The 23923-nt window shown below is 51.9% G+C and carries 28 protein-coding genes and 1 CRISPR repeat array; of the genes, 14 read left to right on the plus strand and 14 right to left on the minus strand.

Annotated elements, in window-relative coordinates:
• Positions 1-4 precede the first annotated feature (4 nt).
• Positions 5-498: a CRISPR direct-repeat array (repeat unit 37 nt; unit sequence GTTAAAACGTGAATCTCCAAGCAGCGGAGATTGAAAG).
• Between the two features lie 54 nt (positions 499-552).
• Positions 553-1722: an ATP-binding protein gene (locus HXY31_RS06555; RefSeq protein ID WP_292641092.1), complete on the plus strand. Its 1170-nt coding sequence runs from the start codon at positions 553-555 to the stop codon at positions 1720-1722.
• Positions 1723-1724: 2 nt separating this feature from the next.
• Entirely contained in the window at positions 1725-2552 is an 828-nt protein-coding gene (locus HXY31_RS06560; RefSeq protein WP_292641095.1) for a hypothetical protein, read from the plus strand.
• Between the two features lie 26 nt (positions 2553-2578).
• Here HXY31_RS06560 and HXY31_RS06565 read toward each other — a convergent pair whose 3' ends face one another.
• Positions 2579-4450 carry a hypothetical protein gene (locus tag HXY31_RS06565; RefSeq protein WP_292641097.1) on the minus strand — a complete coding sequence of 624 codons (1872 nt, stop codon included), beginning with the start codon at positions 4448-4450 and terminating at the stop codon, positions 2579-2581.
• Positions 4451-4504: 54 nt separating this feature from the next.
• On the opposite strand from HXY31_RS06565, the gene HXY31_RS06570 reads away from it, so the two are divergent.
• Positions 4505-5014: a hypothetical protein gene (locus HXY31_RS06570; RefSeq protein ID WP_292641100.1), complete on the plus strand. Its 510-nt coding sequence runs from the start codon at positions 4505-4507 to the stop codon at positions 5012-5014.
• 1629 nt (positions 5015-6643) lie between these two features.
• Positions 6644-7006: a hypothetical protein gene (locus HXY31_RS06575; protein ID WP_292641103.1), complete on the plus strand. Its 363-nt coding sequence runs from the start codon at positions 6644-6646 to the stop codon at positions 7004-7006.
• Here HXY31_RS06575 and HXY31_RS06580 read toward each other — a convergent pair.
• Positions 6966-8237: a hypothetical protein gene (locus tag HXY31_RS06580; RefSeq protein ID WP_292641105.1), complete on the minus strand. Its 1272-nt coding sequence runs from the start codon at positions 8235-8237 to the stop codon at positions 6966-6968. The two genes, HXY31_RS06575 and HXY31_RS06580, sit on opposite strands and share 41 nt — an antisense overlap.
• Before the next feature lie 533 nt (positions 8238-8770).
• On the opposite strand from HXY31_RS06580, the gene HXY31_RS06585 reads away from it, so the two are divergent.
• A complete protein-coding gene (locus tag HXY31_RS06585) occupies positions 8771-9340 on the plus strand; it encodes a poly(R)-hydroxyalkanoic acid synthase subunit PhaE (protein WP_292641107.1) in 570 nt (189 codons plus the stop codon).
• A complete protein-coding gene (phaC, locus tag HXY31_RS06590) occupies positions 9321-10439 on the plus strand; it encodes a class III poly(R)-hydroxyalkanoic acid synthase subunit PhaC (protein ID WP_292641109.1) in 1119 nt (372 codons plus the stop codon). Before HXY31_RS06585 ends, phaC begins: the two co-directional genes overlap by 20 nt.
• A gap of 149 nt (positions 10440-10588) precedes the next feature.
• Here the strand turns inward: phaC and HXY31_RS06595 are convergent, their stop codons facing one another.
• Complete coding sequence (locus HXY31_RS06595; RefSeq protein ID WP_292641111.1) at positions 10589-10972, minus strand: hypothetical protein; 384 nt, start codon at positions 10970-10972, stop codon at positions 10589-10591.
• 484 nt (positions 10973-11456) lie between these two features.
• Positions 11457-11948, minus strand: a complete 492-nt coding sequence (locus HXY31_RS06600; protein ID WP_292641114.1) for a hypothetical protein — start codon at positions 11946-11948, stop codon at positions 11457-11459.
• Positions 11949-12126: 178 nt separating this feature from the next.
• On the opposite strand from HXY31_RS06600, the gene HXY31_RS06605 reads away from it, so the two are divergent.
• From HXY31_RS06605 to HXY31_RS06615, 3 genes are read left to right on the plus strand one after another with little or no spacing between them, the layout of a single operon-like run.
• Positions 12127-14250 (plus strand): hydantoinase/oxoprolinase family protein, encoded by a 2124-nt coding sequence (locus HXY31_RS06605; RefSeq protein WP_292641116.1) that lies wholly within the window; start codon positions 12127-12129, stop codon positions 14248-14250.
• 1 nt (position 14251) lies between these two features.
• The gene (locus tag HXY31_RS06610; RefSeq protein ID WP_292641118.1) at positions 14252-14875 is read left to right on the plus strand and encodes an L-threonylcarbamoyladenylate synthase; all 624 of its coding nucleotides are present in this window, start codon (positions 14252-14254) and stop codon (positions 14873-14875) included.
• Positions 14862-15386, plus strand: coding sequence for a THUMP domain-containing protein (locus tag HXY31_RS06615; RefSeq protein ID WP_292641120.1), 525 nt, complete (start codon positions 14862-14864; stop codon positions 15384-15386). Before HXY31_RS06610 ends, HXY31_RS06615 begins: the two co-directional genes overlap by 14 nt.
• Here the strand turns inward: HXY31_RS06615 and cgi121 are convergent.
• Genes cgi121 through HXY31_RS06635 form a run of 4 tightly spaced genes read right to left on the minus strand, consistent with a single transcriptional unit; the run spans position 15383 to position 17169 of the window.
• The gene (gene cgi121 / locus HXY31_RS06620) at positions 15383-15907 is read right to left on the minus strand and encodes a KEOPS complex subunit Cgi121 (RefSeq protein WP_292641122.1); all 525 of its coding nucleotides are present in this window, start codon (positions 15905-15907) and stop codon (positions 15383-15385) included. The genes HXY31_RS06615 and cgi121 overlap by 4 nt on opposite strands.
• Positions 15882-16136 (minus strand): MoaD/ThiS family protein, encoded by a 255-nt coding sequence (locus HXY31_RS06625; RefSeq protein WP_292641125.1) that lies wholly within the window; start codon positions 16134-16136, stop codon positions 15882-15884. Before HXY31_RS06625 ends, cgi121 begins: the two co-directional genes overlap by 26 nt.
• A complete protein-coding gene (locus HXY31_RS06630; RefSeq protein WP_292641128.1) occupies positions 16133-16372 on the minus strand; it encodes a hypothetical protein in 240 nt (79 codons plus the stop codon). The genes HXY31_RS06625 and HXY31_RS06630 overlap by 4 nt, the downstream gene beginning before the upstream one ends.
• Positions 16373-16401: 29 nt before the next feature.
• A complete protein-coding gene (locus HXY31_RS06635) occupies positions 16402-17169 on the minus strand; it encodes a TatD family hydrolase (RefSeq protein WP_292641131.1) in 768 nt (255 codons plus the stop codon).
• 60 nt (positions 17170-17229) lie between these two features.
• On the opposite strand from HXY31_RS06635, the gene HXY31_RS06640 reads away from it, so the two are divergent.
• Both HXY31_RS06640 and HXY31_RS06645 read left to right on the plus strand, forming a co-directional pair.
• Positions 17230-17457, plus strand: coding sequence for a histone family protein (locus HXY31_RS06640; RefSeq protein WP_292641133.1), 228 nt, complete (start codon positions 17230-17232; stop codon positions 17455-17457).
• An 82-nt stretch (positions 17458-17539) separates the two neighbouring features.
• Complete coding sequence (locus tag HXY31_RS06645; RefSeq protein WP_292641136.1) at positions 17540-18442, plus strand: Dam family site-specific DNA-(adenine-N6)-methyltransferase; 903 nt, start codon at positions 17540-17542, stop codon at positions 18440-18442.
• Here HXY31_RS06645 and HXY31_RS06650 read toward each other — a convergent pair.
• On the minus strand, positions 18378-19538 hold the full coding sequence (locus tag HXY31_RS06650) for a cation:proton antiporter (RefSeq protein WP_292641327.1): 1161 nt from the start codon (positions 19536-19538) through the stop codon (positions 18378-18380). The two genes, HXY31_RS06645 and HXY31_RS06650, sit on opposite strands and share 65 nt — an antisense overlap.
• A gap of 144 nt (positions 19539-19682) precedes the next feature.
• Here HXY31_RS06650 and HXY31_RS06655 point away from each other — a divergent pair, with 144 nt between their 5' ends.
• Positions 19683-19856: a hypothetical protein gene (locus HXY31_RS06655; RefSeq protein WP_292641140.1), complete on the plus strand. Its 174-nt coding sequence runs from the start codon at positions 19683-19685 to the stop codon at positions 19854-19856.
• 1 nt (position 19857) lies between these two features.
• On the opposite strand, the gene HXY31_RS06660 is transcribed toward HXY31_RS06655, so the two are convergent.
• Positions 19858-20712, minus strand: a complete 855-nt coding sequence (locus HXY31_RS06660; protein WP_292641143.1) for a DNA glycosylase — start codon at positions 20710-20712, stop codon at positions 19858-19860.
• Between the two features lie 81 nt (positions 20713-20793).
• Here HXY31_RS06660 and HXY31_RS06665 point away from each other — a divergent pair, with 81 nt between their 5' ends.
• A complete protein-coding gene (locus tag HXY31_RS06665; protein ID WP_292641146.1) occupies positions 20794-21096 on the plus strand; it encodes an AbrB/MazE/SpoVT family DNA-binding domain-containing protein in 303 nt (100 codons plus the stop codon).
• Here the strand turns inward: HXY31_RS06665 and HXY31_RS06670 are convergent.
• The 3 genes from HXY31_RS06670 to HXY31_RS06680 all read right to left on the minus strand — a co-directional run bounded on the left by HXY31_RS06670 (position 21093) and on the right by HXY31_RS06680 (position 22963).
• The gene (locus HXY31_RS06670) at positions 21093-21890 is read right to left on the minus strand and encodes an alpha/beta hydrolase (protein ID WP_292641148.1); all 798 of its coding nucleotides are present in this window, start codon (positions 21888-21890) and stop codon (positions 21093-21095) included. The genes HXY31_RS06665 and HXY31_RS06670 overlap by 4 nt on opposite strands.
• 273 nt (positions 21891-22163) lie before the next feature.
• Entirely contained in the window at positions 22164-22688 is a 525-nt protein-coding gene (locus tag HXY31_RS06675; RefSeq protein WP_292641150.1) for a hypothetical protein, read from the minus strand.
• Between the two features lie 68 nt (positions 22689-22756).
• A complete protein-coding gene (locus HXY31_RS06680) occupies positions 22757-22963 on the minus strand; it encodes a hypothetical protein (protein ID WP_292641152.1) in 207 nt (68 codons plus the stop codon).
• A 101-nt stretch (positions 22964-23064) separates the two neighbouring features.
• Here HXY31_RS06680 and HXY31_RS06685 point away from each other — a divergent pair, with 101 nt between their 5' ends.
• Positions 23065-23427 (plus strand): hypothetical protein, encoded by a 363-nt coding sequence (locus tag HXY31_RS06685; protein WP_292641155.1) that lies wholly within the window; start codon positions 23065-23067, stop codon positions 23425-23427.
• Here the strand turns inward: HXY31_RS06685 and HXY31_RS06690 are convergent.
• A complete protein-coding gene (locus tag HXY31_RS06690; protein ID WP_292641158.1) occupies positions 23424-23885 on the minus strand; it encodes a plastocyanin/azurin family copper-binding protein in 462 nt (153 codons plus the stop codon). The two genes, HXY31_RS06685 and HXY31_RS06690, sit on opposite strands and share 4 nt — an antisense overlap.
• Positions 23886-23923 lie beyond the last annotated feature (38 nt).

Here is a 23923-nt window from a genome sequence, read left to right on the forward strand (position 1 = left end):
CTTGGTTAAAACGTGAATCTCCAAGCAGCGGAGATTGAAAGTGTTGAATACCCTTGCTTTTACTCGACAAAGGACCTGGGCGTTAAAACGTGAATCTCCAAGCAGCGGAGATTGAAAGTGCATAAATCACAGGCCCGTTATCGCAGACGAAATTAAACGTTAAAACGTGAATCTCCAAGCAGCGGAGATTGAAAGATGACGATGTAAAGATTTCTAAGCGTAAGACAGCTCAAGTTAAAACGTGAATCTCCAAGCAGCGGAGATTGAAAGAAGACTATAACAGAATGGGTAGATTTCTCGTTCAAGTCTGTTAAAACGTGAATCTCCAAGCAGCGGAGATTGAAAGGAGGCCAAGCGCGGCGGTGCAGCGACAGCGCGGAAACTGTTAAAACGTGAATCTCCAAGCAGCGGAGATTGAAAGGCTTGTACCAGTTGAATGTATCCGCGCCGTCTGGAACATCGTTAAAACGTGAATCTCCAAGCAGCGGAGATTGAAAGAACGTTATGTCAATAAACATATATGTCAGCCTACATATATGCTAGATAACATACATGATGATCGGCAAGCCGCCTGAAGACGTAATCGACCGGGAGAGCGAAGTAGGAAGGATTCTAAAAGCCATGACTGACAAGAAGGCAAACGCAAACTTTGCCCTCATAGGCCACAGAAGGATAGGCAAGTCCACCATATTGCAAAAGGTCAAGCGCGAGCTTGAAAAAGAAAACCATGCCGCAGGCTGCATCCCGGTATACGTCGACCTTGGGGAGTACCGTTATTCACCTGTGGAGCTGGCCGAAGTGCTGACAGAAGAACTGACAAGGGCATATGCAAGGGGCCTGCCAAAAGCATCGCAACTCCTGTCCAAGATAACAAGCTCGCTTGGGCAGCTTGCAGAGATAAGGCGTCTGCGTGCCAGGTTCCTGGCGAAGCTGGACAGCACGGGGCAGCCCGCGATAGAGATAGACCCCTACATAAAAGATAGGGACAGCAAGTACGACCGTGCCCTTGACAACTTTTTCGAATATGCAAACCGCATCTCCGAAGCTTCCAAAAAGAGAGTCGTGATAATGATAGACGAGTTCCAGCACGTGACAGAGTACAGCAAGTACGATGGCCTTGAAAACATCCTTGACTTTCTGCGCGCAGTCCTTGAGCGGAGGAAGAACGTCTCCTTCATAGTGAGCGGTTCTAGAATTCACTATCTGCGCAACATCCTCGGCGAAGGTGGCAGCCCCCTCTTTGGTCACTTTGCCATCATCGAGGTAAAGCCTCTTGCAAAGGAATATGCAATAGATCTTTTCTCAAAGTCAAACCCTCGTGCCACTGCGCAAGACTGCGAAGACGCCTATTCACTCGTTGATGGCCACCCGTTCTACCTTGTAATGCTTGCAGAGGCACAGACGGAAGGAGAGTCCGTCAAAGAGACCTATCAACGCATTTTGACCAGCACTACTGGCGCGCTCTACCTGTACGTTAACTACATTGTGACCGAAGATCTTCCGAACTACAAGAGCACCAACTACAGGCGCGTGCTTGAATCGCTTGCGGCTGGAGAAAAGACAATTTCTGAGCTTGCAAAAGATGCAGACATTCGGCTGACGCACCTGCCAAGGCTGCTTACAAAGCTTATCGAGTACGACCTTGTGCGCAAGGAAGGCGGCAGGTATTTCATAGTGGATAAGGTTGTGAGAGACTATTTCAAAATGCGTTCGCAGCCGTAATGATGGAAGTGGAGCGAAGAGGATACAAAAAGGGAGGGAAAACGATAATGATCATTTTAGATGCAGATGAAGAACAAATAGCCCAAAGCAGAGCAGTGCTGGAAAGTAGTAGTGAATCAGGCAGGAAAGTCCACAGCGCAGGAACGTTAACCCTGACCAACAAAAGAATTGCATTTGAATCTGACAAGCACGGCCTTGTCAGAATGATTGCCTTGCACGTAATTCAAAGTGTCACTCCTGTAAAGAAGGATCAGTTGATAATTTCTTACCCCGACCACGATAGCATAAAGATACTAAAGGACAAATATTGGATAAAAGACAAGGACGCAACATCCAGCTGGCTGGACCTCATCGAAGCAGCCATCTCTGATAGAGATGTTTATCGCTATGGGCTGGATGGCTCCTTGGCATCCATCGAAAAAGGGGCTGCGACAGGTACAGAAAGAGTGTACCAAAGCTCTGAATCTGTCGCTGCTCTTCCAAGTCGGGATACTAATTCTGAAGTTATGGTAGATGTCGCTACAGGTACGCTCCAATGGAACAAGCTGCTGGGATGGAGAAAACATCCAGACGAGCATCTGTGGCAGGGTGGAGAGAGGATGGACAGAATGACAAAGCAAGAATGGCTTGCGTACAAAAAGGAGGCATTCATTCTGTACAACAAAATTGATGACCTCTATGATGAGTATTTTGAAGCAAAGAAAGCCAAGAACAGGCAGAGGTGCAGAAGGATAAAGGAAGAGATGAAGATGATTGACAGGGAGCTTCACGGCGGCGAAGGTGTCGTTCTGTTCAAGAACATAGCGGCTGATAGATGGCCTGAAAGCTAAGCTGGCGAGTCAAGTTAGCAAATACGCTACTTATCATCGGGGAACAGGCTTGATAGCGACACCGGTGTATCTGTGAATCGTAAGGTTCTCTCGCTGGCACGCTTCTTTTCTCTTAATTTCGCATTCTCTTCCTGCAGTCTTTGTTTGAACGTATTTTTATTATGAAATAAGTTTGCAGTGGCTTCCTTTGATGGCGGCCCTCCTGTTTGTTCGAACTTTTCTAGATGCAGCGCTATTCTGCTTGCAAGAACGGGATTTGCTTCAAGCTGTTTTACAGTTTCTCTAAAGCGCATGGCCGTCTGCTTTGGATTCTGCTTTAGAGACTGCTCACCAAAAGCAGTTGCAAGCTTTGCAGCCAATTGTCTATTCTCCATGTTTGAGACCTTGTTTACAAAGTTCCATCCATGCTCTGCGCTCTCACCCCGTATTGGCGTAAATGCCAGTGCGGATGTCCTCCCTTCTAAATGCAGCAAAGCTGTGTTGTAAGGCACCCTTTCTCTTATGTTCTGCAAGTTTGAAGACAGGTTTGCAGGCTGCACCTTGATTCCCGCTGGCATCAGGTCTGGCCCAACCCTTATCCCTTTGACAGCCTCTGCTAATCCACGGCCGGCTCCCCTTGCCCCTCCTACCAGCATTGCTGGCGCAACTATCCGTAACCCACTTGTATAGCCCACAATTCTGCTGCTGATCGGATCAGTGTAAGATGAAGAAGGACCAAATGCCTTGCCAAGACCACCTGCAGTCTGCACAACTGACATCCCTGAAGCTAGCGCGCCAGCTCCGGCAAACGAACCCACGACAGTAGCGCCAGTGGTAGCTGTTGCCACCATGCCTGCGGTGCTTGAAAATACGCTTCCAATCCTTGGCGCCAGTATGGTAGGCATCAGTGAAGCTGACACCAAGGTACCAAATCCTGCCAAGGTGGAAAGCAGGCCGCCCCACTGGGAAGACACTTCAAATCCAAACCTCAGGAATATGGCAGCCATGAGACTTGAGAGCATCAACCCGACAAGCATTTCAATCAAGGAATTGGCCGGATTTCTGGTCAGCGGAAGCAGGCGCAGAACAAGGAGCAGAGGCAGCATGGCTACAAGCGCTCCTACAAAGAATATGCGCATGGCACCAAACACCGCTATCGAGATAAGCGCCAAAAGGTCCAGGATAAAGACAAAGACAGACATTATAGAGCTCAGTACCGTTTGAGCAGGGTTGACAGCCGGCGGGCTTAATGTCGACTTTATTATGCCCATGATATCGCCCTGCCGCAGAATCAGGCTTGAATCTGGCGCAGTAATTACGTTGATCATATAAGCCGCAGTGTTGTATATTGGCAGGGCAACAAACATCAGCACCAGAGTCAACAGGCTTTCAGAAAGTATGGTGGAAGCGGTACCTTCCTTCATTATGCGGATTGATTCAAATGCATAGGACAGGCCGGCAAACGTTAGCACAAGGACATAGAACACCAGCGAGACGTTTTGCACTGATGCAAACACACTCTGGATTGCAATCCCGACTGTATCGTTGCTACTAACGCCGTTTGCAAGATAGAAAGAGCTAGTAGCATCAGGTACTACAGGCAGGTACACCAAAAAGAAGTATATTCCATGCTCGCCGCCTAGGCTGTCTACAAGATAGGCAAACGAGCCGGCAACGCCGTCACTGAAGAGCTTGAATAGAAGCGATATAAATTGGCCCGGCAGATCGAGGCTAGACGGCTGCTGTTGTTGTTGCATGATGGTGGCAGTAGTAGTGGAATTAACAACAGCTGACGAGGAAAATAATACCACTATTACCAATGTTGATAGTAACGTCACGAATACATCCACAAGCCAAACGGCCATGTGCACATAAAAGGCAGGAAAATTGAAGGGCACTTTTGCGCCTTTTAAAGTCATGATGCATACGGCTGTATGAGCCGAGGTATACTGCTGCTCAAGGCAGGAACAGCAATGGTTTTTGCAGCTGTGTTGCTACTGGTCATGTACACAGATGCGTTTGCATCAAAGCAGCCGGGCATATCACTAGAACTCGGGCAGACATTCCCCATGACCAAATATTTTGCAGGTACTGGAAATGGAGAGACAGTCGGCATGTTTGCTGCAGTGCTCAAGGAAGGAAAGGAAGTTGGAGTACAAGTTGCTGCTCCAGACGGTAGCATCGTGCTCAAGGCCAGGATAGGCTCCGAGAGCCAGCCACTTATTGGTACTTTTCCAGTCAAGCAGGCTGGAAACTATACGCTGACTATCAAGAACAGCAATGAGCAGAATGTCAAGTTTGTAGCAGCTTTTGGCCATCCACCAATGTTTGATGCAAGCGAGCCATATCTGCAATCGCTGACGATCTCGGCGATTTTGCTGATGATTGGATTTATGACCACGGTGGCAGGGTTTGTGGTGTACTTTATCGATAGAAGAAGAAATAAGAACAGTCCTGACAGAAGGATGATTCAAAGCCGGTAAATGAGGAAGGTCTGCTCTGGCAGGCGGTCACCAGGCAGCTTTACACAATAAAATGCTATGCACCTTTTGAAGCTTCAAGATGCATATCTGCAGATGGAATCCAGTTTATGCTCGCAGCTGAGCAGGATAGTAAAAGAAGAACATGAATTTCTAAGACAGATAAAGCGGATTCTTGAAGTATGATTATTTGTTGGCAGTGGCAACGGAACTTGACGTAAAAATATGGCAAACATTCAGCGGGAGCTCGAAGCTGATATCCACTGGAAACGAAGAGGAGCAATAGATTCTTCCAAAATAGCTATGATGTCTTGTAGTAGCTAATACATGTGGAACAGTACCATCAAAAATAACGCGAATAGAAAATTGGATGTACAATGCAGAATGTAAAGGACAGACTGCAGATAGAAAATATGGAAGCAGCATCACAGAGTCACGGCAGATATCAATCGTAAACAAACGGCAGAATCTTAGCATACAACGTAGTTGAGCAGATAGAAAATGTATGATAAGGTAAAAGAAAATTGGACATGAAAATTGATAATGCGGGGAGATTTTGTTGGCACCAACAGCAACTATTTTTTGCATTGCAGGTACATGCAGCATCTTTGCCATCTGGCCGCAGAACTGTAAGCAGTGTCTGAAAGCACATTAGCAATGCTCTGCGGCGGCAAATATTCTTCTTCCTATCATTTTGGTGATCCATCGGGTTACAGGTTTGATAACATCTGACGTGTCACCTTGTCAGGTGTATCAAGTCGGGACGACGATGGTTGTTCTTCACGTTATTTTCCACCGCTGGCTGGTTGTTCCTTGAACCTTGTGGTACCGTTTGAACTTGTTTGGTGCCATCGCGGGTATTGTACATCCCGCTGAAAGTTGGTACCAGTGGTACCAAATTTGGTGGCTGTATCGCTCAAGATGATACCAGTGGTATCACATATCCGTGCTCTGGTACCAAATACTGTCTTCTGACAGCCCTATTTTGATACCCCTGGTATCAAAATTTGGCACCAGATGGTACCAGCCTGCAGGAGTGGCACCACTGGTGCCAGTCGAAAATCCGTTACTTATATATCATGTATTTAAGTTCTTTGATGCCCGGGGCAGCAAAACTGCGCTGCTTCATAGAGAAAAGATATTTCAAAGTAGGTTGGTGCTATACTGCACCGCATTCTTCTGGTACCACGGTACCAACAGGGTTTTTGTGTCCTGACGGACAACAACGGTCGTTTTGATTTTTTAGTTTATGCTACACTATAACATACGTCGTAAATATTTAAGGCGGAAATCGAGGGCCAGTCTCGACAGCCAAACATTCGGCAACTGTCTTACCCAGCTCGCTTTCCTTGCATTTATGTTCTTTGGTGCGTCACGCACCACAGTGTATTTCCCAAACAAATCCTATCCAAGACGCTGGTTCAGGAGCGGCCCTCTTGTTCTCCAGTATCTGCAGACCCTCCGTCCTGTCATCCCGGACAGATGGTAGTCTGGTCCTGATTTGCGCTACATTATGATGCATTCCAGATATTTAAGGCACAAAAAATCACATCAAATATTACGTAGTAAATTCAGACAGTGTTTCCATTCCAGGAATTTACGGCTTTTAGGAATTCAGCGCCTCATTTGGCAATGAATCCAAGATTGGAACGCAACGGCACTTCAGTACTCCAAAAAGAGTTAGAAAGGCTAAAAGCCAGATCAGGAATAAAGGCTGACTTTAGAGTCGTCTGGCTGCCAAAGGCAGACTCCAAGAAGGATGGCGAAGTTGTTGGCGATAACATATTCATCTATTCATTAGAGGTCGATGAAGCGCTGCAGACGTTAAGACATGAATTTGTTGACGCTATTGTGAGCAGTGCTGTCGAGCCTTATCTGAAAATCGTTAACGTGTTTTTGTCAGCAATATCCGAAGATGCCTACAAAAAGAAGGAAGGGGTTGTAGAGACGTTACTTAAACTGCTAGCTGATGATGACAGCAGACCTTCTTCCTGACAAGAACTTTGCCGCTCCTCAGCTCTTTCACTATATCCCATCCACTTTGGACACAGGCGACAAGCTCTTCTTCGCCTGCCACCAGTCTGCTCTCGTACTTTTCGTCAACTGATTCCCTTGCCCTTGCAATCGCGTCTTTTATCGCAGACATTTCATCTTCGATGCCAAGTGGCTTGTTTTCGTCTGTGGTTCTTTCTGTCACCCTTTGCTTTTCTATCTTTATCTTCATCGGGTCTATACCGTACAGCTTGGCCTGCTCCCTCCACATTTCTAGCAGCAGCTGTTTTCTGTCCTGTTCTTGGACCTCTGCGGCCGTGCTCAAAAACGGTTCTGATTCCCTGAAGGCTCTTCTCATGTCTGTCAACAGCTCGTCAGATAATCTTCCCTTGTTTGTCGTGTACCTTGCCTCGATGTCCCCCTTGTGCCCCATGAAGAACTGTCTGTACGCGTGTGCAATCTTGCCCTGGCTCTCTGCCAAAAGCAGCTGGGTGTCAAAGTACGCCCTCAGAACGTAAGGTCTGGCCTTGATTACCGCCAACATAGCTTCTCTGATCTCTTTTGTGATTGCCGGCGTTGTAACGAATTTCTTTCCAGCATCCTTGTTCTTTCCCTTCATCAGATACCCCTGGCTTACAGTTATCACAGCCGAACTTTCGTTGATGGCTTCGCCTGCTGCAATTCTCTTGTCAAGGTATGCAGCCAGATATTCACATCCTTCGCTTGTAAGGAACGTAAAGTACCTGTGCCTTGCCTTGCTCAGAGATGACCTTACGATTACCATCGCCGGCACAGTCTGAAACACAGCTTTTCCGTCGACTATCTTCAAGTCTGGAATATCTCCAAGAGTCAGCCCGTCGGAAGCAGACGCACTTCCCAGAACCTGCGGCCTCAACCCTGCAAATGCAATCAAGCCTGCGCTTGTCCTTGCTCTTATCGAAGCATGATTCAGTATGGCTTTCAGCTCTTCCCTTGTGGGCACCCTTTCGTCCTGCAAGGTGACTGCCATGTCTGCATTTGCCACCTTGATTTTTCGCTTCAGCTCGACATAGTTGTACGAAAGCCATGACTTGACTGCTTTTAGAACACCCTTGATATACGATGGCGCATACCCTTGTGTTTCAAGCTGCTGGACGTGGTCATGCAGCATGTCTTCGACCTGTTTTGCGTTAGCTGTTCCGATGGCGACGAGCTTCTTTGGCGTCGTGCGTCTTTGCTCACAAAACAGCCTCAATCTTCTCAAATATACATCAGCGTTCAGCTTGCTGCTTCTGCACAGGTTTTCGTACCATCGTCTAACATCATCGTCCTTCAAAAGATCCTTGCTTCTTTTCTTCTTGTAACTTTTGTTTCCTCGTATTCCCTCCGCTAATTTCGTGTTTTCTGTGCTTTTAATACGGGGACTCGATAAGTGGAGTAAGCGGGCCCGGTGGGCTTCGATCCCACGACTTCCGGCTGTCTTCAACAGAATTTAGAAGGCAGGCGCTCTATCCATGCTGAGCTACGAGCCCGCAGCCAACGCTGGCATGAACCGTCGGGGCAATTCCTTTATAAAATGTTTTTTTAGATCCGCCGCGCATGTTTTATCCTACGCCGTCACCCCGGCTGACACGTCTGCAATTCTGCAATTGTGGAAGGTACGGTTTTTACAGCTTATAGTATAAAATTTACATAACAATCTATGGTATTATGCGTTTTCTCTATAGAGAAACTATAATAGTTTGGCAGTGGAGTTCTAGGTTAGTCAATAATAGAAGGTATCTAGCTATGCAAGAAAAGACCGATAACAACGCGCCTGCCGGCATGACGCCGGATCAGGCAACCAAGATGTTTGATGTATGGACAGAAGTCCTGAAACTCCCCACGATAGGTCCTATGTACGCCTTTTCCAAGGATTTCGCTTCTTACGCCGACGAGTTTGCAAGACTGGGCAAGATAATGGCAGAGATGAAGGGCCACCTTGACGCATACTGGGGGCTTGTAAGCACTGCCTACGCCAAGGCCGCAAAGGACACGGCTGAAAAATCTCCAAAGCAGTTTGCGACAAAGGAAGACTTTGACAACTACCGCAAGGCAGTGATAGAGTCTTTTGAAGACGCGTTCACCGGCCTGTTTGCGTCGCCCGAGTTTTCGTCAGTCTACGGCAAGGTGTTCAGCAGCCAGATGGACATGTCAAAGGCGATGCAGGCAATCACCGAGAAGAACTTCAAGGCGCTGAACCTGCCGACCAGAAGCGAGGTCGACGAGATACTGAAGGACGTGCACGAGCTGAAGAGGGCGGTAAGGGATCTGAAAAAGGGCATGGAGGCTTCGAAGGATGACGCAGCAAGAGTTTAAGCCTGAAAAAGCAGAGCAGCCTGCCGCTCCGGCTGAAAAGAAGGACAAGCCTGCAAACGACCTTGCGCGCGACCTCGAAGAGAACTACCGCAAGCTGGAAAAGGCGCGCTATGTCCTGCACACCGCCGGCAAGGTCGAGGTCGGGCAGACCCCGCACGAGGTGATAGCGGAGACCAGGACATACAGATTGCTGCACTACAGGCCGCTTGTGGGCAAGACCGCAAGGACTCCTATCCTCACAGTCTACGCGCTGATAAACAAGTCCTACGTGCTTGACCTGCAGCCCGACAAGAGCTGGATAAAGAGCCTGCTTGAGCAGGGCTTTGACGTCTACCTTGTGGACTGGAAGGACCCGACTAGCGTTGACAAGTACGTCTCGTTTGACGACTATGTCAATATCTACCTTGACGACTGCGTCGACACGGTCCTGAAAAAGAACAAGGTCGACAGGCTGACGCTTCACGGCTACTGCATGGGCGCAAGCATGTCAATCATGTATACAGCACTCCACCAGGAAAAAGTGCGCAATCTGGCAGTCATTGCGCCGGTCATTGACACAGAGCGCGACTCTACTGTCATTGGCAACATGGCAAAGAACATGGACGTGGTAAAGATGCGCGACACGATTGGCAACCTGCCGCCGGAGCAGCTGTATGCGTGCTATGCCGCGCTCAAGCCGTTCAAGCAGGGAGTTGCAAAGTATTTCAATCTGGTCCAGAACATCGACAACGAGTCGTTTGTGGGCAACTTTTTGCGCATAGAAAAGTGGCTCTACGACACGCCGCAGATTGCAGGCGAGACATTCAGGCAGTGGATTTCAGACATTTACCAGAAGAACCTGCTTGCCAAGAACGAGTTCATGCTGGGCGACCTTGTAGTCGACCTGTCAAAGATAACGGTGCCCCTGCTCAACCTCGTCGCAGACGAGGACCACCTCGTGTCGCCTGACTGCAGCACGCCGCTCAACGACATGGTATCAAGCCAGGACAAGCGCCTGATGAGGTTCCACACGGGCCACGTCGGGCTCATTGCAAGCTCGTATTCGCAAAACAACGTTCTGCCAAAAGTCGGCCAGTGGCTCAAGGCGCGCTCTGACTGACAGCCCTTTTATACTATGGCGGCCTAGTGTAGACGCTGCCCGATGGAATCAAAGAAGCAGGGCGTCTGCCAGTTTTGCGGCGAGCAGTTTGACAGCGACGAGATGCTTGCGATGCACGTGCAGCATGAGCATCTTGACAAGAACGAAGACTAGAGGACCAGGTTTTCGAGTTCAGGGATTATCTTGTTGATGATTATCGGCTCGTGGTCTACGTCAAGGTCGAAAGAGACCATAAAGATGTGCGTTATCTTGGAAGAGTTGCGCAGTGGTATCGTGACCCTCTTGACCTTTCTGTACATCGTAAAGGCGTAGACGGTCTCGCCGATCTTTTGCTCAAGCGTTGCGCGCGTGCCCATCCTGATGAACGACTGCAGCACCGAGACTTCAGTCTCCTGCGGCGTGAGCAGTGGAACTATACCTTTTCGGTAGGCGTGGGCTATCAGCTTGCCTTCCCTGTTGGCGACGCCGACAAACCGTATGCCCCTGTCCAGCTTCAGTACGCTGGCGCAAAAGTCGTTAACCGTCAGCTGCATACCTGATGGTGGAAAACGGCGTCAGAATTAAAGATTTTGGGTGTATTTCCTGTGACCAGAAAAGAAATGTCGTTATTCTCAAATGAACGGGTAATTAACTTCCGGGCACAGCTACCTTTTCGGCACGTTCATGCGCGTTTCCAGTGGAAAAAATGACGCAGCGCCGCATTTTACGCTCAAAAAATGATACAATATTTTTCCAGCGGAAATGGTGCACCATGCACCATTTTAAGCACAAGAAAATGGTGCAATTTTTTGGATACAGGGTGATGTGCGTTGTCAGGCTGCTAATGGATAATTAACCGAGAAAGCTAGGCTTTCCGAGCCTTCTCTTCCACACGAGAAGGGCTGCATCAAGTTCAGACAGAAAGCATGGCTTGAGAGGCAGGAATGGAAGGAGATAAACGGCATCTTGAGAGCGAATGGGTTTGCGTGGTTGGCAAACGGGAAAGACAGCTGTTGGATCAGGATGCAGAGCTAAGTATCAAGGCATATAGCTCCTAAAAATAGCCCAATCGTTCCGCCACTTTTTTTCTAGTCTGGTAGGGTACTTCCATTTTCTGTTCAGACCGCTTTCTTCATCAGGAGCAAATCTGCGTTCTTTGATATTTTTGTTGGAAGGTCTGAGGTTGACACAAGCGTATCCGACATCTTTTCTTCGTGCGATCCAATAGACAGGACTCTCATTCTTTTTAGCAGAACCAAGCCATACAAACACGACAAATTCATTGTCCTTAGCGGATACCCATTTTTCATGTTCTTCCTTTAGTAGAAAAGTATCAGCTCTATCAGGATGGCAGGATTTAACCTGCACGTAACCTAATGCTTTCCCATTTCTTCCGCCAATTATAAGATCGTCACCAGAGAAGTTCTCTGGCAAGAGCGCATTTGGAATACCTCTCTTCGATAATTCTGCAGCAACATACAACTCACCGGCATGGCCCCCTAGTTTCTTAACCCACTGCGGCGTTCTCAATTGTGCAGTAGATAGACTCTATTCTGATAAAGTTATTGGACTTCCATCCTCCCAAGTTACCACTCCATCCCCCGAAATTAACAGCCTGCTTGGAAACCGAAAATCCGCTCAAGAATTACCAGTGTACTCACACAGGGTTTAAATTACATTTCAGGACTGTTAGGCTTGCCTAACATTTATGCAGGCAAGAAGGATACGCGTTGGCATCGACGTAGGGGGCACGTTCACCAAGGCAGTCGCCATAGACATGGCAAGGGGCTCCATAATAGGCAAAGTGACCGTTCCCACGACCCACTCGTCGGCAGAAGGAGTATCAACAGGCATAGTTCAGGCGCTAAAGACGCTGATGCAAAAACACTCTATCCAGAATTCCGAGATAGAGCTGATATCGCACAGCACCACCCAGGCGGTCAACGCGCTGCTTGAAGGCGACACGGCGCGGGTCGGAATCATAGGCATGGGCGTCGGCCTTGAAAAATCAAACGTGATCAAGAGGACTAACGTCAAGGACGTCGAGCTTGCGCCAAACAAGTACCTGCACACAAGTTACCGCTTTTTAGACACGTCAAAGTACCTAGACGACGGGCAGGTCAAGCAGGCAATATCGGGATTAAAGCAGGAAGGCGCCGAGGTGATTGTGGTGAGCGAAGCGTACGGCGTCGACGACCCGTCAAACGAGCTTTTCGTCATGCAAAAGTCCGACGTGCCGGCGACGGCCGGCCACGAGCTCACAGGGATATACGGGCTTGAGATAAGGACGCTCACTGCCGCCATCAACGCAGGCATCCTTCCCAAGGCGACCGGCACTGCGAGGTTTGTCGAGTCTGCAGTGCGAAACGAAGGCATAGCTGCGCCTGTGCTCATCATGAAAGGCGACGGCGGCGTCACAAGCATGAACACTTTTCGGAGCAAGCCGATAATCACAGTTCTATCAGGGCCGGCGGCAAGTGTCGCCGGCGCGCTCTTGCACCTGCGCGTAATCGACGGCGTGTTCATTGAAGTCGGAGGGACTTCGACCAACGTCTGCGTCATAAAGGACGGCAGGCCGGAGGTGCGCTACGTCACGATAATGCAGCACCCCACCTGCATCAGGTCGCTTGACGTCAGGGTCGCAGGCGTCGCGGGAGGCTCGCTTGTCAGGTGGTCAGGCCGCAAGATAACGGACGTGGGCCCGAGATCGGCGCACATTGCAGGGCTTCCTTATTCCTGCTTTGCCAGGCCAGAAGAGCTCGAGGGAGGGCAGGTGATAACCTTCAGCCCCAGGGAGGGCGACCCTATAGACTATGTTGCAATAGAGGCAGGGGGCAAACGCTTTGCAATAACAAACACGTGTGCGGCAAACGCGCTTGGCGCCGTACCTGAAGGAGACTATGCCTATGCAAACCAGGAATCTGCCAGATTAGCGCTTTCCATACTTGCAGCCAGGCTAGGCACCACGATGGAGCAGGCGGCAAGTATTATCCTTGACATTTCTGCAAAGAAGGTGCTTGACATAGTCGAGCCGATGGTAAAGGAGTACAAGCTAAAGCGTGACAGAATAGTTTTTGTCGGGGGCGGAGGCGGCGCGTCGGTGCTTGTCCCGCACGTCGCAAAAAAGATGCAGCTTGCGCACAAGATAGCCGAGCACGCCGAGGTGATATCGTCCATCGGCGTTGCTGCGGCCATGATCCACGAGGAGGTCGAAAAGACCGTGAACGACCCGAGGCCCGAGGACATTTCCGAGCTTGCAGAGCAGGTCAAAAAGTTGGCACTTGAGAGGGGCGCGCTGCCAGAGTCGATAACAATCCAGTCAGAGTTTGTCAGCGAGCGCTCGCTTTTGCGCGTCACTGCGATGGGCAACGTGTCACTTGACATCGGAACTGCAAACGCGGTGGAGATTGGCGACAATGAGGCTCATGTGCTTGCATGCGAGCTTTTCGGAGTCAACGAGGGCGTGCAGCGCATATTTGACATGAAGAACTACCACATATTTGCCTGCGAGGTCAGCAAGAAGAAGCTGTTCTTAAAATCCAAAAGGCAGCCGGTCCTGGTGCTTGACAAGTACGGCCGAGTCAGGCTTTCAGTAGACAACGCCGCGATATTCAACGGGCCGCCGGACACAGTTGCCGACAGCGTCGACAAAGTCCTGCGGAACCACAAGGACTCTGGCAAGGACCTGGCGCCGCAGGTACACATACTTGACGGTGTGAAACTGATGGACTTTTCCAGCCTGACGGCACCCGAGCATGTCTCAAAGGCCGTGAGGGACGAGCTGAAGAACGCGGCGTCAAGGGATGTCGCGGCCATTGTCAGGCTTGATTGAATTGCACGAAACGCTCGACTGCACAGATGCAGGGATAGAAAGGTGTGCCCAGATAGTCAAGGCAGGCGGCGTTGTCGTGTTCCCTACAGACACGGTATACGGCATTGGCTGCGACCCGCACAACGACGCGGCGGTAAGGCGGGTTTTTGCGATAAAGGGCAGGGAAGAAAAAAAGCCGCTGCCAGTTTTGGCGGCAAGCATAGGCGACGCAGAGAAGATTGTCATTTTGGGTCCACGCGGCAGGGCCCTTGCAGAAAAGTTCTGGCCTGGCGCCCTCACAATAGTGGCCCCTCTGAAGGACAGGAAAATCTCGCAGGGCGTGACTGCCGGCAAGGACAGCCTTGCAGTAAGGGTGCCTGCAAACAGGTGCGTGCTTGGCGTCCTGAAGATCTGCAAGTACCTTGTCGGAACTAGCGCAAACCAGTCAGGCATGCCGGCGCCCAGGGACGCGCAGTCAGTGCTAAAGTCGCTTTCCGGTTTTGACGCGATACTGGCAGACAGGGAACTGCCCGCCGGCAGAGAATCCACCGTTGTCGACGCGTCCGGCCCGGACGCAAAGATAGTAAGGCAGGGCGCGATAAGCCAAGACGCGATAAGGAAAGTGCTTGCGGATGCACGACTTTAACCTGATAGTCACCTCGTCCCGCTTCAGGGAGGAGGAAGCATGCGACGAGATGCTGGACCTCCTTGGCTCGTTTGGCGACTCAAGCGCAGAAGCAGAGATCACCGAGATAAGGGGCATAATACTTGCCAGGACGGCGCTTGACCCGCTTTCAGTGGTTGAAAGGCTAAAGAAACTTGCAGCGGACGAGCCGTGGGACATCCGCTATGTCATGCGCGTTGTGCCCATAGAAAAGGTGGTGCCGGCAGAGCTTGAAGACATACAGGGCGCGGCTTCTGATCTGGCGGCGCGCATAGGACCCGAAGACTCGTTCCGCGTGACTGTCGAAAAGAGGCACAGCGCGCTCCATTCCATGGAGATAATTGAATACGTCGCCGAAGCAGTCAAGCGCAAGGTCAACCTCACAGATCCGGACTGGGTGGTACTTGTAGAGATAGTTGGCAAGGACGCCGGCGTTTCAGTCGTCAGAAAAGACATGATTTTCAGCTCTGTTGTGGAAAAGCGCGGGAGCTAGCCCTTTACCAGAATCGCGGCCCGCTCGAGCAGAAAGTCAAAGAACTGCCCATCGTCCACCTTTGGTCTTGCGCCAAGCATCTTTTCAAGCCGCGCCTTCTTGGCTTTGTCAGGGGAAAGCACCGAGTCGTCGAGCTCAAACTCTTTTGCAATTTGTTCGCCGAATTTTTTGATTGCGTGTGCGTCTTTTGAAAACGCGATAAAGCAGCCCGGATGGCTCTTTTTCAGACCCGCCCTCTTGAGCGCCTCTGATATCTGGTCGGTGCACGCAAGACGGAGTAATACTTCAGTCTCGGGCTTGTTTGCCATCATGACCTTTCTCTCAAGCGCCTCGATAGCTATGTAAAGCGCGCCTATGGCGTGTTCCCGGCCGTAGACAATCTTGGCGTCAGCAGCCTGCACCATCACCTTTGGGTGCGCTGCGCGAATCCTGTCTATGAGCTTGCCCGGGTCGCCTTCCAGCTTCTTTACCCCAGCAACCAGCACCGACCACCTGTCAGCCACCGTGCACCACCGTGACAACAGTCACTTCGTCTCCGTCTTTTGCAACCGTGCTGGCACCTGCTATCGCGGCCGAATCAACGCCGTTTACTGCAATTATCAGGTTGCCGGGCTGCAAGAGGCGCGGCTCGGAAGACATGCCTTGGAGGAAATTCAGGATTTCAGAAACGGTGGCAGAATTGCGGTCAAGCCCGACAAGGGGCCTGCCGACTGCCTTTTTGGCCCCGCCGAGCAGCCGGATTGCTATCATTCTTCGACAGTTTCTTCTTCCGGCTCTACTTCCTCTGCCATTGCAGACGAGGCCTTTTCCTGCGCGGCCTTTTTGCGCAGGTGCGAGGTGATGTAGCCCGCAAGTTCGTTTCTCAGGACCTTGGACTTGACGACTGCCACCTCGGCCAGAGCCTTCTTGTTAGCGTCAAACTCCAGCCCGAACTTGTTCGGGTATTTCTCCAGGAGCTCGCCGGAAATGCGCTTTATGCGGTTCATTTGAACAGAACAGCCACGTGATTGATAATTTATAATTGTTGTGAAAGGAAGGCTTGGGTGTTATTTTCCAGGGTTTCCACGGTCTCGGCATAGGGCATCCCAAGCGTCTTTGACGCGGCTAGGACGACGCTTGCAAGAAACGAGCTTGGAAGCGCAGGCTTGTCCTCAAAGCAGCGCGAGTAGCGCACAGGCCCGTCGGTCTCTACCAAGAACCTGTCTTTGCGCGTGTTTTTCAAAAGCACCTTCTTGTCGTCGGCGTACACCAGCGCCGGCCCGTACGACACGTACAGCCCCATGTCCATCGACCGCGCAAGTTGCTTCTTGCTTCCTGCAAACCAGTGGAGCAACGCGCCATGGAGCCGGAACGACGGCAGGATCTCCAGTATGTCGTCAAGGGCGCGCCGGGAGTGTATCGACACGGGCTTGCCCAGGTTTTCTGCAAGCGCAAGCATCGAGTTGAACACTTGTTTTTGCTTTTCGTAAGGAACGCCTCGCTCTGCCTCGTACGTGCCGTCAAGCCCTATCTCGCCTATGCCGTCGATGCCAGCCGCGTTTGACCGGGCAAACTCCAAGAACTCCTGAAGGTCTTCTTTTGCGGCAAACTCGGGATGTATCCCGACAAACTGCCTGACTGCGTCGCGCGCGCCGCTGAAAAGTTCCAGGCTCTTCCTTGACGTTTCCATGTCGACTGCCACAGAGCATGCGACTATCTTCATAGCCCTAAGCGACGTCAGGATGTGGAGGATGTATCCGGAATATTCCCTGTCTGTCAGGTGCACGTGCGCGTCGTACAGCAACTGCTCAAATAGAGCCGGACACGAAATAAACTTTTAACGGGCGGGGCCGAACTAGAGGTGATGTCTTCATCCGGTCCCGAATTTGGCCTTGCCGCCATGTACCGCATCATGAAAAAGTCCGGCGCAGAGAGGGTCAGCGACGACGCCGCGGACGAGCTGAGAAAGGTCCTCGAAGAGGCTGCCGAGAGGATAGCCCGCCAGGCAGTCGAGCTTTCCGTCCATGCCGGGAGAAAGACCATCAAGCCGGAGGACATCCGCTTTGCGGCAAAGAACGTGGTAAGGCCCTAGCTGATCAACTTTTGCACAGGTACAAGTAAGCATAACTTGCACGGCAGTCTTTTCTAGGCGGTTGCCATTGCACCATCAATTCATGGGCGGCATAACCTGGCCTTTCTTAAAGTGGGCGTGCGGCAAGCGCAGGCTGGCCCGGCACCTTGCGGCGCTCTGCCCTGACCGCTTTGAAAGGTACATCGAGCCCTTCCTTGGAAGCGGCGCGCTTTTCCTGTACCTTGCGCAGACAAGGCAGCCGTTTCCAGCGCTGCTTTCAGACTCTAACGCAGAGCTGGTGAACGTGTACAGGTGCGTCAGGGACAGTGTCAACGAATTGGCGCAGGCACTTGAGGAGCACGAGAGGAGGTATTACAGAAATCCCGAGGGACACTATTACCGTGTCAGGGACGACTGCAGGCCGCAGGACAGGATAGAAAGAGCCGCGCGCATGATATTCTTGAACAAGACATGCTACAACGGCCTGTACAGGGTGAACAGGGCCGGCAGGTTCAACGTGCCGCACGGTACCTACGTGCGCCCGGCGATATGCAACAAAGAAGCGCTGATGTCGGCGTCTGAAATCCTCAACAGGGATGGTGTCTCTATCAGGCGCGCAGACTACTCTAGCGCGATTTCTGCCTGCAGGCCGGGCGACTTGGTGTACCTTGACCCGCCCTACCTCCCGATTACAAAGACTGCAAGTTTCACCGACTATACCAGCGAGAGTTTCGGCTACGACGACCACGTCGCGCTAGCAAAAGAGTTCCAGAGGCTTTCAGATCTGGGCTGCACAGTAGTGCTCTCAAACTCCAACTCTGTCAGGATAAGGCGGCTTTACGAGGGGTTTGCCATCCAGACCGTCGGAGTGAGCAGGTCGATAAACTGCAACGCAAGCAGGCGGACCGGCCAGAGCGAGCTTGTGGTCACCAACGCGCAGGTCATTCGTAGACAGCTACTGTCCGGGCGCCAAGCTTTACCAGCATCGGCCCCACGAACGTCGTGAGTGCCACGACTGTCCCGACTATTGGGAAGAGGAACGGGCTGACCACGCCCAGGTCCTGGCCCACTTTCAGGACGATGAACGAAAACTCGCCCAGCTGCGCCATCGAAAGGCCTATGCCCATCGCAAAGGCCTTGTCAAACCCGAACAGCCTGACGCCGCCGTAGACTGCGCCCAGCTTGCCAAATATCGTGACTACCGTTATCACCGCTATCGGCACCCAGTACTCCGATATGGTCGAAAGGTCCATGAGCGCGCCTATGGTGACAAAGAATATCGCGATAAAGATCTCACGCGTCGGCTGGATGAGAGTCGAGACCTGGTCTGAAAAGCGCGTGCCTGCAATTATCACGCCGGCCAAAAACGCGCCCGTCGCTGCAGAAAAGCCAAGCGAGTACGATAGAAATGCAAGCCCAAAGGCTGTGCCAAGAGCGAACATGATGGTTATCTCGTAGCGCTCAAGCCTTGAGATGAGTGAAAAGATCCGGGGCATGGCAATAACGCCGGCCGCTATCGTGCCTCCGATAAAGAGCCCTATCTCGCCAATGGTCAGGAGCACCTGACCGAACTCAAACGATCCGCTCACCACGCCAGCGTGCATCGCGCTTATCATCACCACGGCGACGATGTCCTCGATGACAAGCACGCCTATCATCAGAAGTGACGACGTGGCCTCCATCCGGCCCATGTCCTCGAGCACCTTGACTATGATGGCAGTGGAGCTGATGGAAAGCGCGGCTGCAAGGAACATGGCGTCGTAAAAGTTCCACCCAAAGGCTGCGCCCACTCCAAAGCCTATCCCAAGCATGACCAGCACCTCGACTACAGCTATGCCGGTGCCTATCTTGCCGATTGCGCGCAGCTGCCTGAGTGGAAACGCAAGGCCGACTCCAAAGAGCAAAAGCACGATCGCAATGTCAGAAAAGTTGTTCAGCATCTCGGTGTTCTGAACGAGCTTGAAGGGTCCGAAAGGCCCTATGAGAATCCCGGCCACGAGGAAGCCGAGCACCATCGGCTGCTTGAAGATGTACGCAAGCGCGCCCACGCCTGCGCATATGAGGAGCAGGAAGCCAAGGTCGCCTACCAGCTCTATACCCACTGTCAAGTCTGTTCTGCCTTCAAAAATCTTGAATTTGCTTTATGACGGCAAGTCAAATTTACTTTTCAACTAGCGAATATTTTGTTGGCAAATGCACGAATCCTGCATCAAGAATATATACAACCTGCCCACTTTTGCGTTTGCTTGGAGCCAAAGAAGGAAGCAGAGATAATAAGTGAGATCCTGCTCAAGGCGGCAAGCGAGCCCGAGTTCCGCAACTCACTGATACGCGACCCTGCGGACGTTCTTGGACGGTACAACGTCTCGCCTCAGGCAAAGACCATAATCGCAAACAGCATAAACGACCTCACGCAGTGAGCTACCACCTTTTGCCAGCTGCCTGCCTCATGTGGTAGTAGAGGTACTGCTGCGCATAGCCGGCGTGTCTGCCAAAGTACCTGCGCATCTGGCTTGAGAGATTCTCGTACTGGCATGCAGTGAGTTTGTCGCTCGTCTTTTTGTCTGAAAGCCAGTCGTAGTGGTTTGCAAGCGCCCTTGCTATCCACACGTCTATCGGAAACGCGTCCAGCTTTTCAAGCGAGAAGAGAAGCACGCAGTCGGCTATCTTGGGGCCCACGCCGTATATCTCCAGCAGCCGAGCCTTGGCGTCCTCGTAGCTTGCCTTCTTGAGAGACTCGAGGTCTAGCGAGCCTCGCGCTATTTCTCTTGCGGCCGCTTTTATCGCCTTTGCGCGGTAGCCAAGGCCGGCGGCACGGAGCTCGGCCTCGCTTGCGCGGTCAAGGGCCTTTGCAGAGGGAAACGCGTGGAATTTCTGCCCGTCGACTTGAACCTGCCTGCCAAACCGGGCGCAGAGCGAGCGCAGCATCCTGCGTATCATCGGTATGTTGGTGTTGCTTGCGCACAGAAACGAGAACAGGCACTGCTCGGCATCCTGCCTCATCAGCCGCAGGCCGGGGTAGGTCGCAACGAGGCTTTTCACGAGAGGATCGTGCGATATCTCGCCAAGTATCGCACCCATATCGTCGTCGAGCCTGAAGATCTCCTCAGCAGACACGCAGTCCGGGAACGACTCGAGGTCCAGCGGATCTGCTGCAGAAAACCTGACGACAGAACCCCCATGAATGCCGTACCAGTTGTTCCCGACGCGTTCCCACAGAAATTCCTGGCCGCTGTTTATAGAAAGCTCTGCGTTGAGGTGCTGCAGAACCGACATGCCATCTAGCCGGCTCTAGGCATTATTGAACCTGTCGCCCTCAAACGTTAAATAAATGACAGGCCCTCTGTGCTTCTGCATATGAGCTCTAGCAACAACCCGGCCGACCCGGTGGATGCGTTCAAGAAGGCAGTGGAGAAGGGGAGCGAAGCCCAGAAGGAGCTTGCCAAGCAGGTCTCGTCCATACAGATGGATGCAATGCAGAACTACTTTGCGATGCTGAGGGGTCTCAGCTTTTACAACGCGATGTTCAAGACCACCGTCCAGAGCGGCAGCAGGATCTCGATTCCAGAGGCCGAGAGGCAGGCGCTTGACATCGAGGACGGCGACCTGGTGCAGGTAATCGTCATACCAATAGAGAGGAAGAGAAAGAAGGAAGGCTAGGGCGCCAGGTCCTTGCCGGCGAGGAACTTTATCACTATCCTGTTAAAGGTCATGGGCTTTTCCACGTAGGGCGTGTGGCCCGAGTCCTTTAGCACCACAAGCTCGCTTCCCGGGATTTCTCTGAATTCTTTCGAGTACTGGAGCGGTATCATCTTGTCCGAGTCGCCCCAGAGTATGAGCGTCGGGTTGATGACTTCTGACAGCCTCCCCCTCAGCGGCGGCGCGTACTTTATCCCAAGGAGCGTGGACATGAACGCGTACTTGGCGTTTGGAAGCCTCATCCTGTTTACAAAGTCAAGCACTGTCTCCTCGCTCACGCTGGCAGGGTCAAAGGCCATGTCCCGAAACGCCTTGAGCGCGTTCTCGTAAGTAGGGTAGAGCGCGGCCATGATGTAGCCGTCGAGCACCGGCGTCGAGGTCTTCATCATGCCTGCCGGCGCCGCCAGCACCAGCTTGCGCAGGGCCCTCCCGCGCCTTATCGCATATTCTGCAGCGATGTGGCCGCCAAACGACGAGGCAATCATGTGCGGCCTGTTTGCGCCCACGTTTTGCAAAAACTTGTCCAAAAAGTCGACGAAAAAGTCCACGGTGTATTCCACGTCGGGCTTGTCACTGTACCCAAAGCCCACTATGTCAGGAACGAGCACGCGGAAGTACCGCGACAGAGCCGGCGCTACGCGGAGCCAGCGCTCCGAGGACGCGCCAAGCCCGTGCAGGAGAATCAGGTCCTCTGCCCCTTCACGCGGAAGGCCATAGTCGAGGTACCTCACCGTGTAATCGTCAACCTTGGTCATCCGCTGCGGCGTGTCTTGTTCCTGCAACAGATAGTGTCGATACTACTATCGAGCGTCAGTTAATATAGTTATCACGATGAGAGTGCCGCCGATAGCGCCACGGGGCAAAGACTGGAAGTATTGTCAGCTTTTAGGACCCGGCAGAAAGTCATTATAATTTTCACTTCGTAGAGTAGCTGCTCCTGGAAGTTGGTCCAGCAACGGAGTAGGGTCAGGGGGTTGGCTGGAAACAACTGTACTTCACAAAATCTCCCCTGGCCCTTCTTTGGACGGCTATGCTGTAGAGATGCTGCACGAGAGCGACGGCGTAACCAGGAGCGGTGAAAACGCATAGACACCCCTTTCCGACCAGTAGGCAATCCGGCGCTCCTCCTCCTTCCTGCGCCTCTGCTCCAAAAGCAGGCCGGCTATGTTGCGCGTCCGGTCAAGGTGGTTGAAGACTATCATGTACGACATGCGCTCAAGCAGGTTCCTGATTGCGGCGTATATCCTCTGCATGAGGCCGTCGCGCACCTCGGATATCCCTTGCAGCTGCTCTATCGAGGTCTTGGAGTCGCTCCGTATGTTGACCACGACGCGCTTTTTCCTCTGGCCCTCGGCCATCCTCCTTATGTTCCGCTGGTTGTCTGCAAGTGCAAAGTAGATGGCAAGCATCTCCATGCGCTGCACGCCGTACCTGTCGTTTCGAATCGAAGGCCTGAGCGCGCGTATCCTGCTTGCGTTTGTAGAGTGGTTGTACCAGGCAATGTATCCAGAAGGCGATCCGTCGGCATCAATCGTGATGCTTGAGAGACGCAATCCGTGACTTTATACGGATACCCTTCTTTATGCCCTCACTGCTCACAAAAAATTTACCAGCCGTTCAACTATGTGAGACAACGCGCATAGTACGCGTATTTTTTCATGAAAAACGCGCCGTTCTTGCGCACAACGTCCCTGAAAAGCTCGGGCTGGGCGCTGAACGCCGGCGTGTTTGAGGAGTAGTGGCCGCAGTGCCAGCATATCTGCTCGGTCCAGCGTCCGTCGCGGTACTCGTACAGCCTTTTGCCGCAGGCAGGGCAGGCGGCGAACATGCGCAAGCATTTCGCGATAGCTTTTCTACCATGCTGCTCAACGATTTTTTATAAACTGCTAGAATTGGTTTAAATCCCGCCCGTTGCGGCTTAAGACCGGCTTGAGCGACGAGGTAAAGATATCGCTTCAGGAAAAGCAGGTTGCCGCAGGCCAGGAGCTCCACGGCACGGTCACGATAAACTACACCGGCAGGTGGGACTCTGTCGTCATCAACTCGCAGATAGAAAATTCAAGCGACGTGTTCTCGTACAGCCTGCTCAACGGCAAAAAGATCAGGCACCCCTACGCCAGGCTCTCGATATTCAAGGACGAGCTGAAAGGCAAGACAGTTGTCGAGTTTGTCTCGTCTACAAATCACGTGCCTGCCGGCGAGTCTTCAAGCGTCAAGTTCCGCGTCTCGCTCATACAGGAGCACAAGGAGATATTCTCAGACATTGCATACATCAAGGTAGTAAAGGCCTAGGCAAAGTTCTCGATTACTTCAATCTCGGCCTGCATCCAAGGGTGCGGCTCGCAGTGGTAGGCGTACGTGCCCACCTTCGTGAATGTAAACTCGTATGTTTCGCCGCCAGCCACCAGTCCGATGCTGTCTATAGTGTTAAACGGTCCATTTATGGCATCCACATAGCCGTCATCGCTTGTCACCGTGTGGGCGACCTCGTCATCATTCTGCCAGATGATGTGATTGTCGATGCCGATCGTGGAACGCACGTGCTTTGGCTCAAAGAACTTGCCGTTGCTTTCAACAGACGAACCTGGCGCGATCTTGATGGTCAGCGTTTCTGGCGGATTGAGGACCTCTTCTGGCAGGTGAGGCTTGGCGTTTACCTCCGGGATGTAGACGTACTGGTAGTAGCCGATGCTCACGCCCACTGCAATCACAAAAGCCACGATGCTGATGCCGCCGGCGTTGCTTGCCATCTTGATCACTCTGTTTTTATTTTCACATATAAAGTTTG

The organism is Nitrososphaera sp., assembly GCF_013388945.1.
Classification (GTDB): Archaea; Thermoproteota; Nitrososphaeria; order Nitrososphaerales; family Nitrososphaeraceae; genus Nitrososphaera.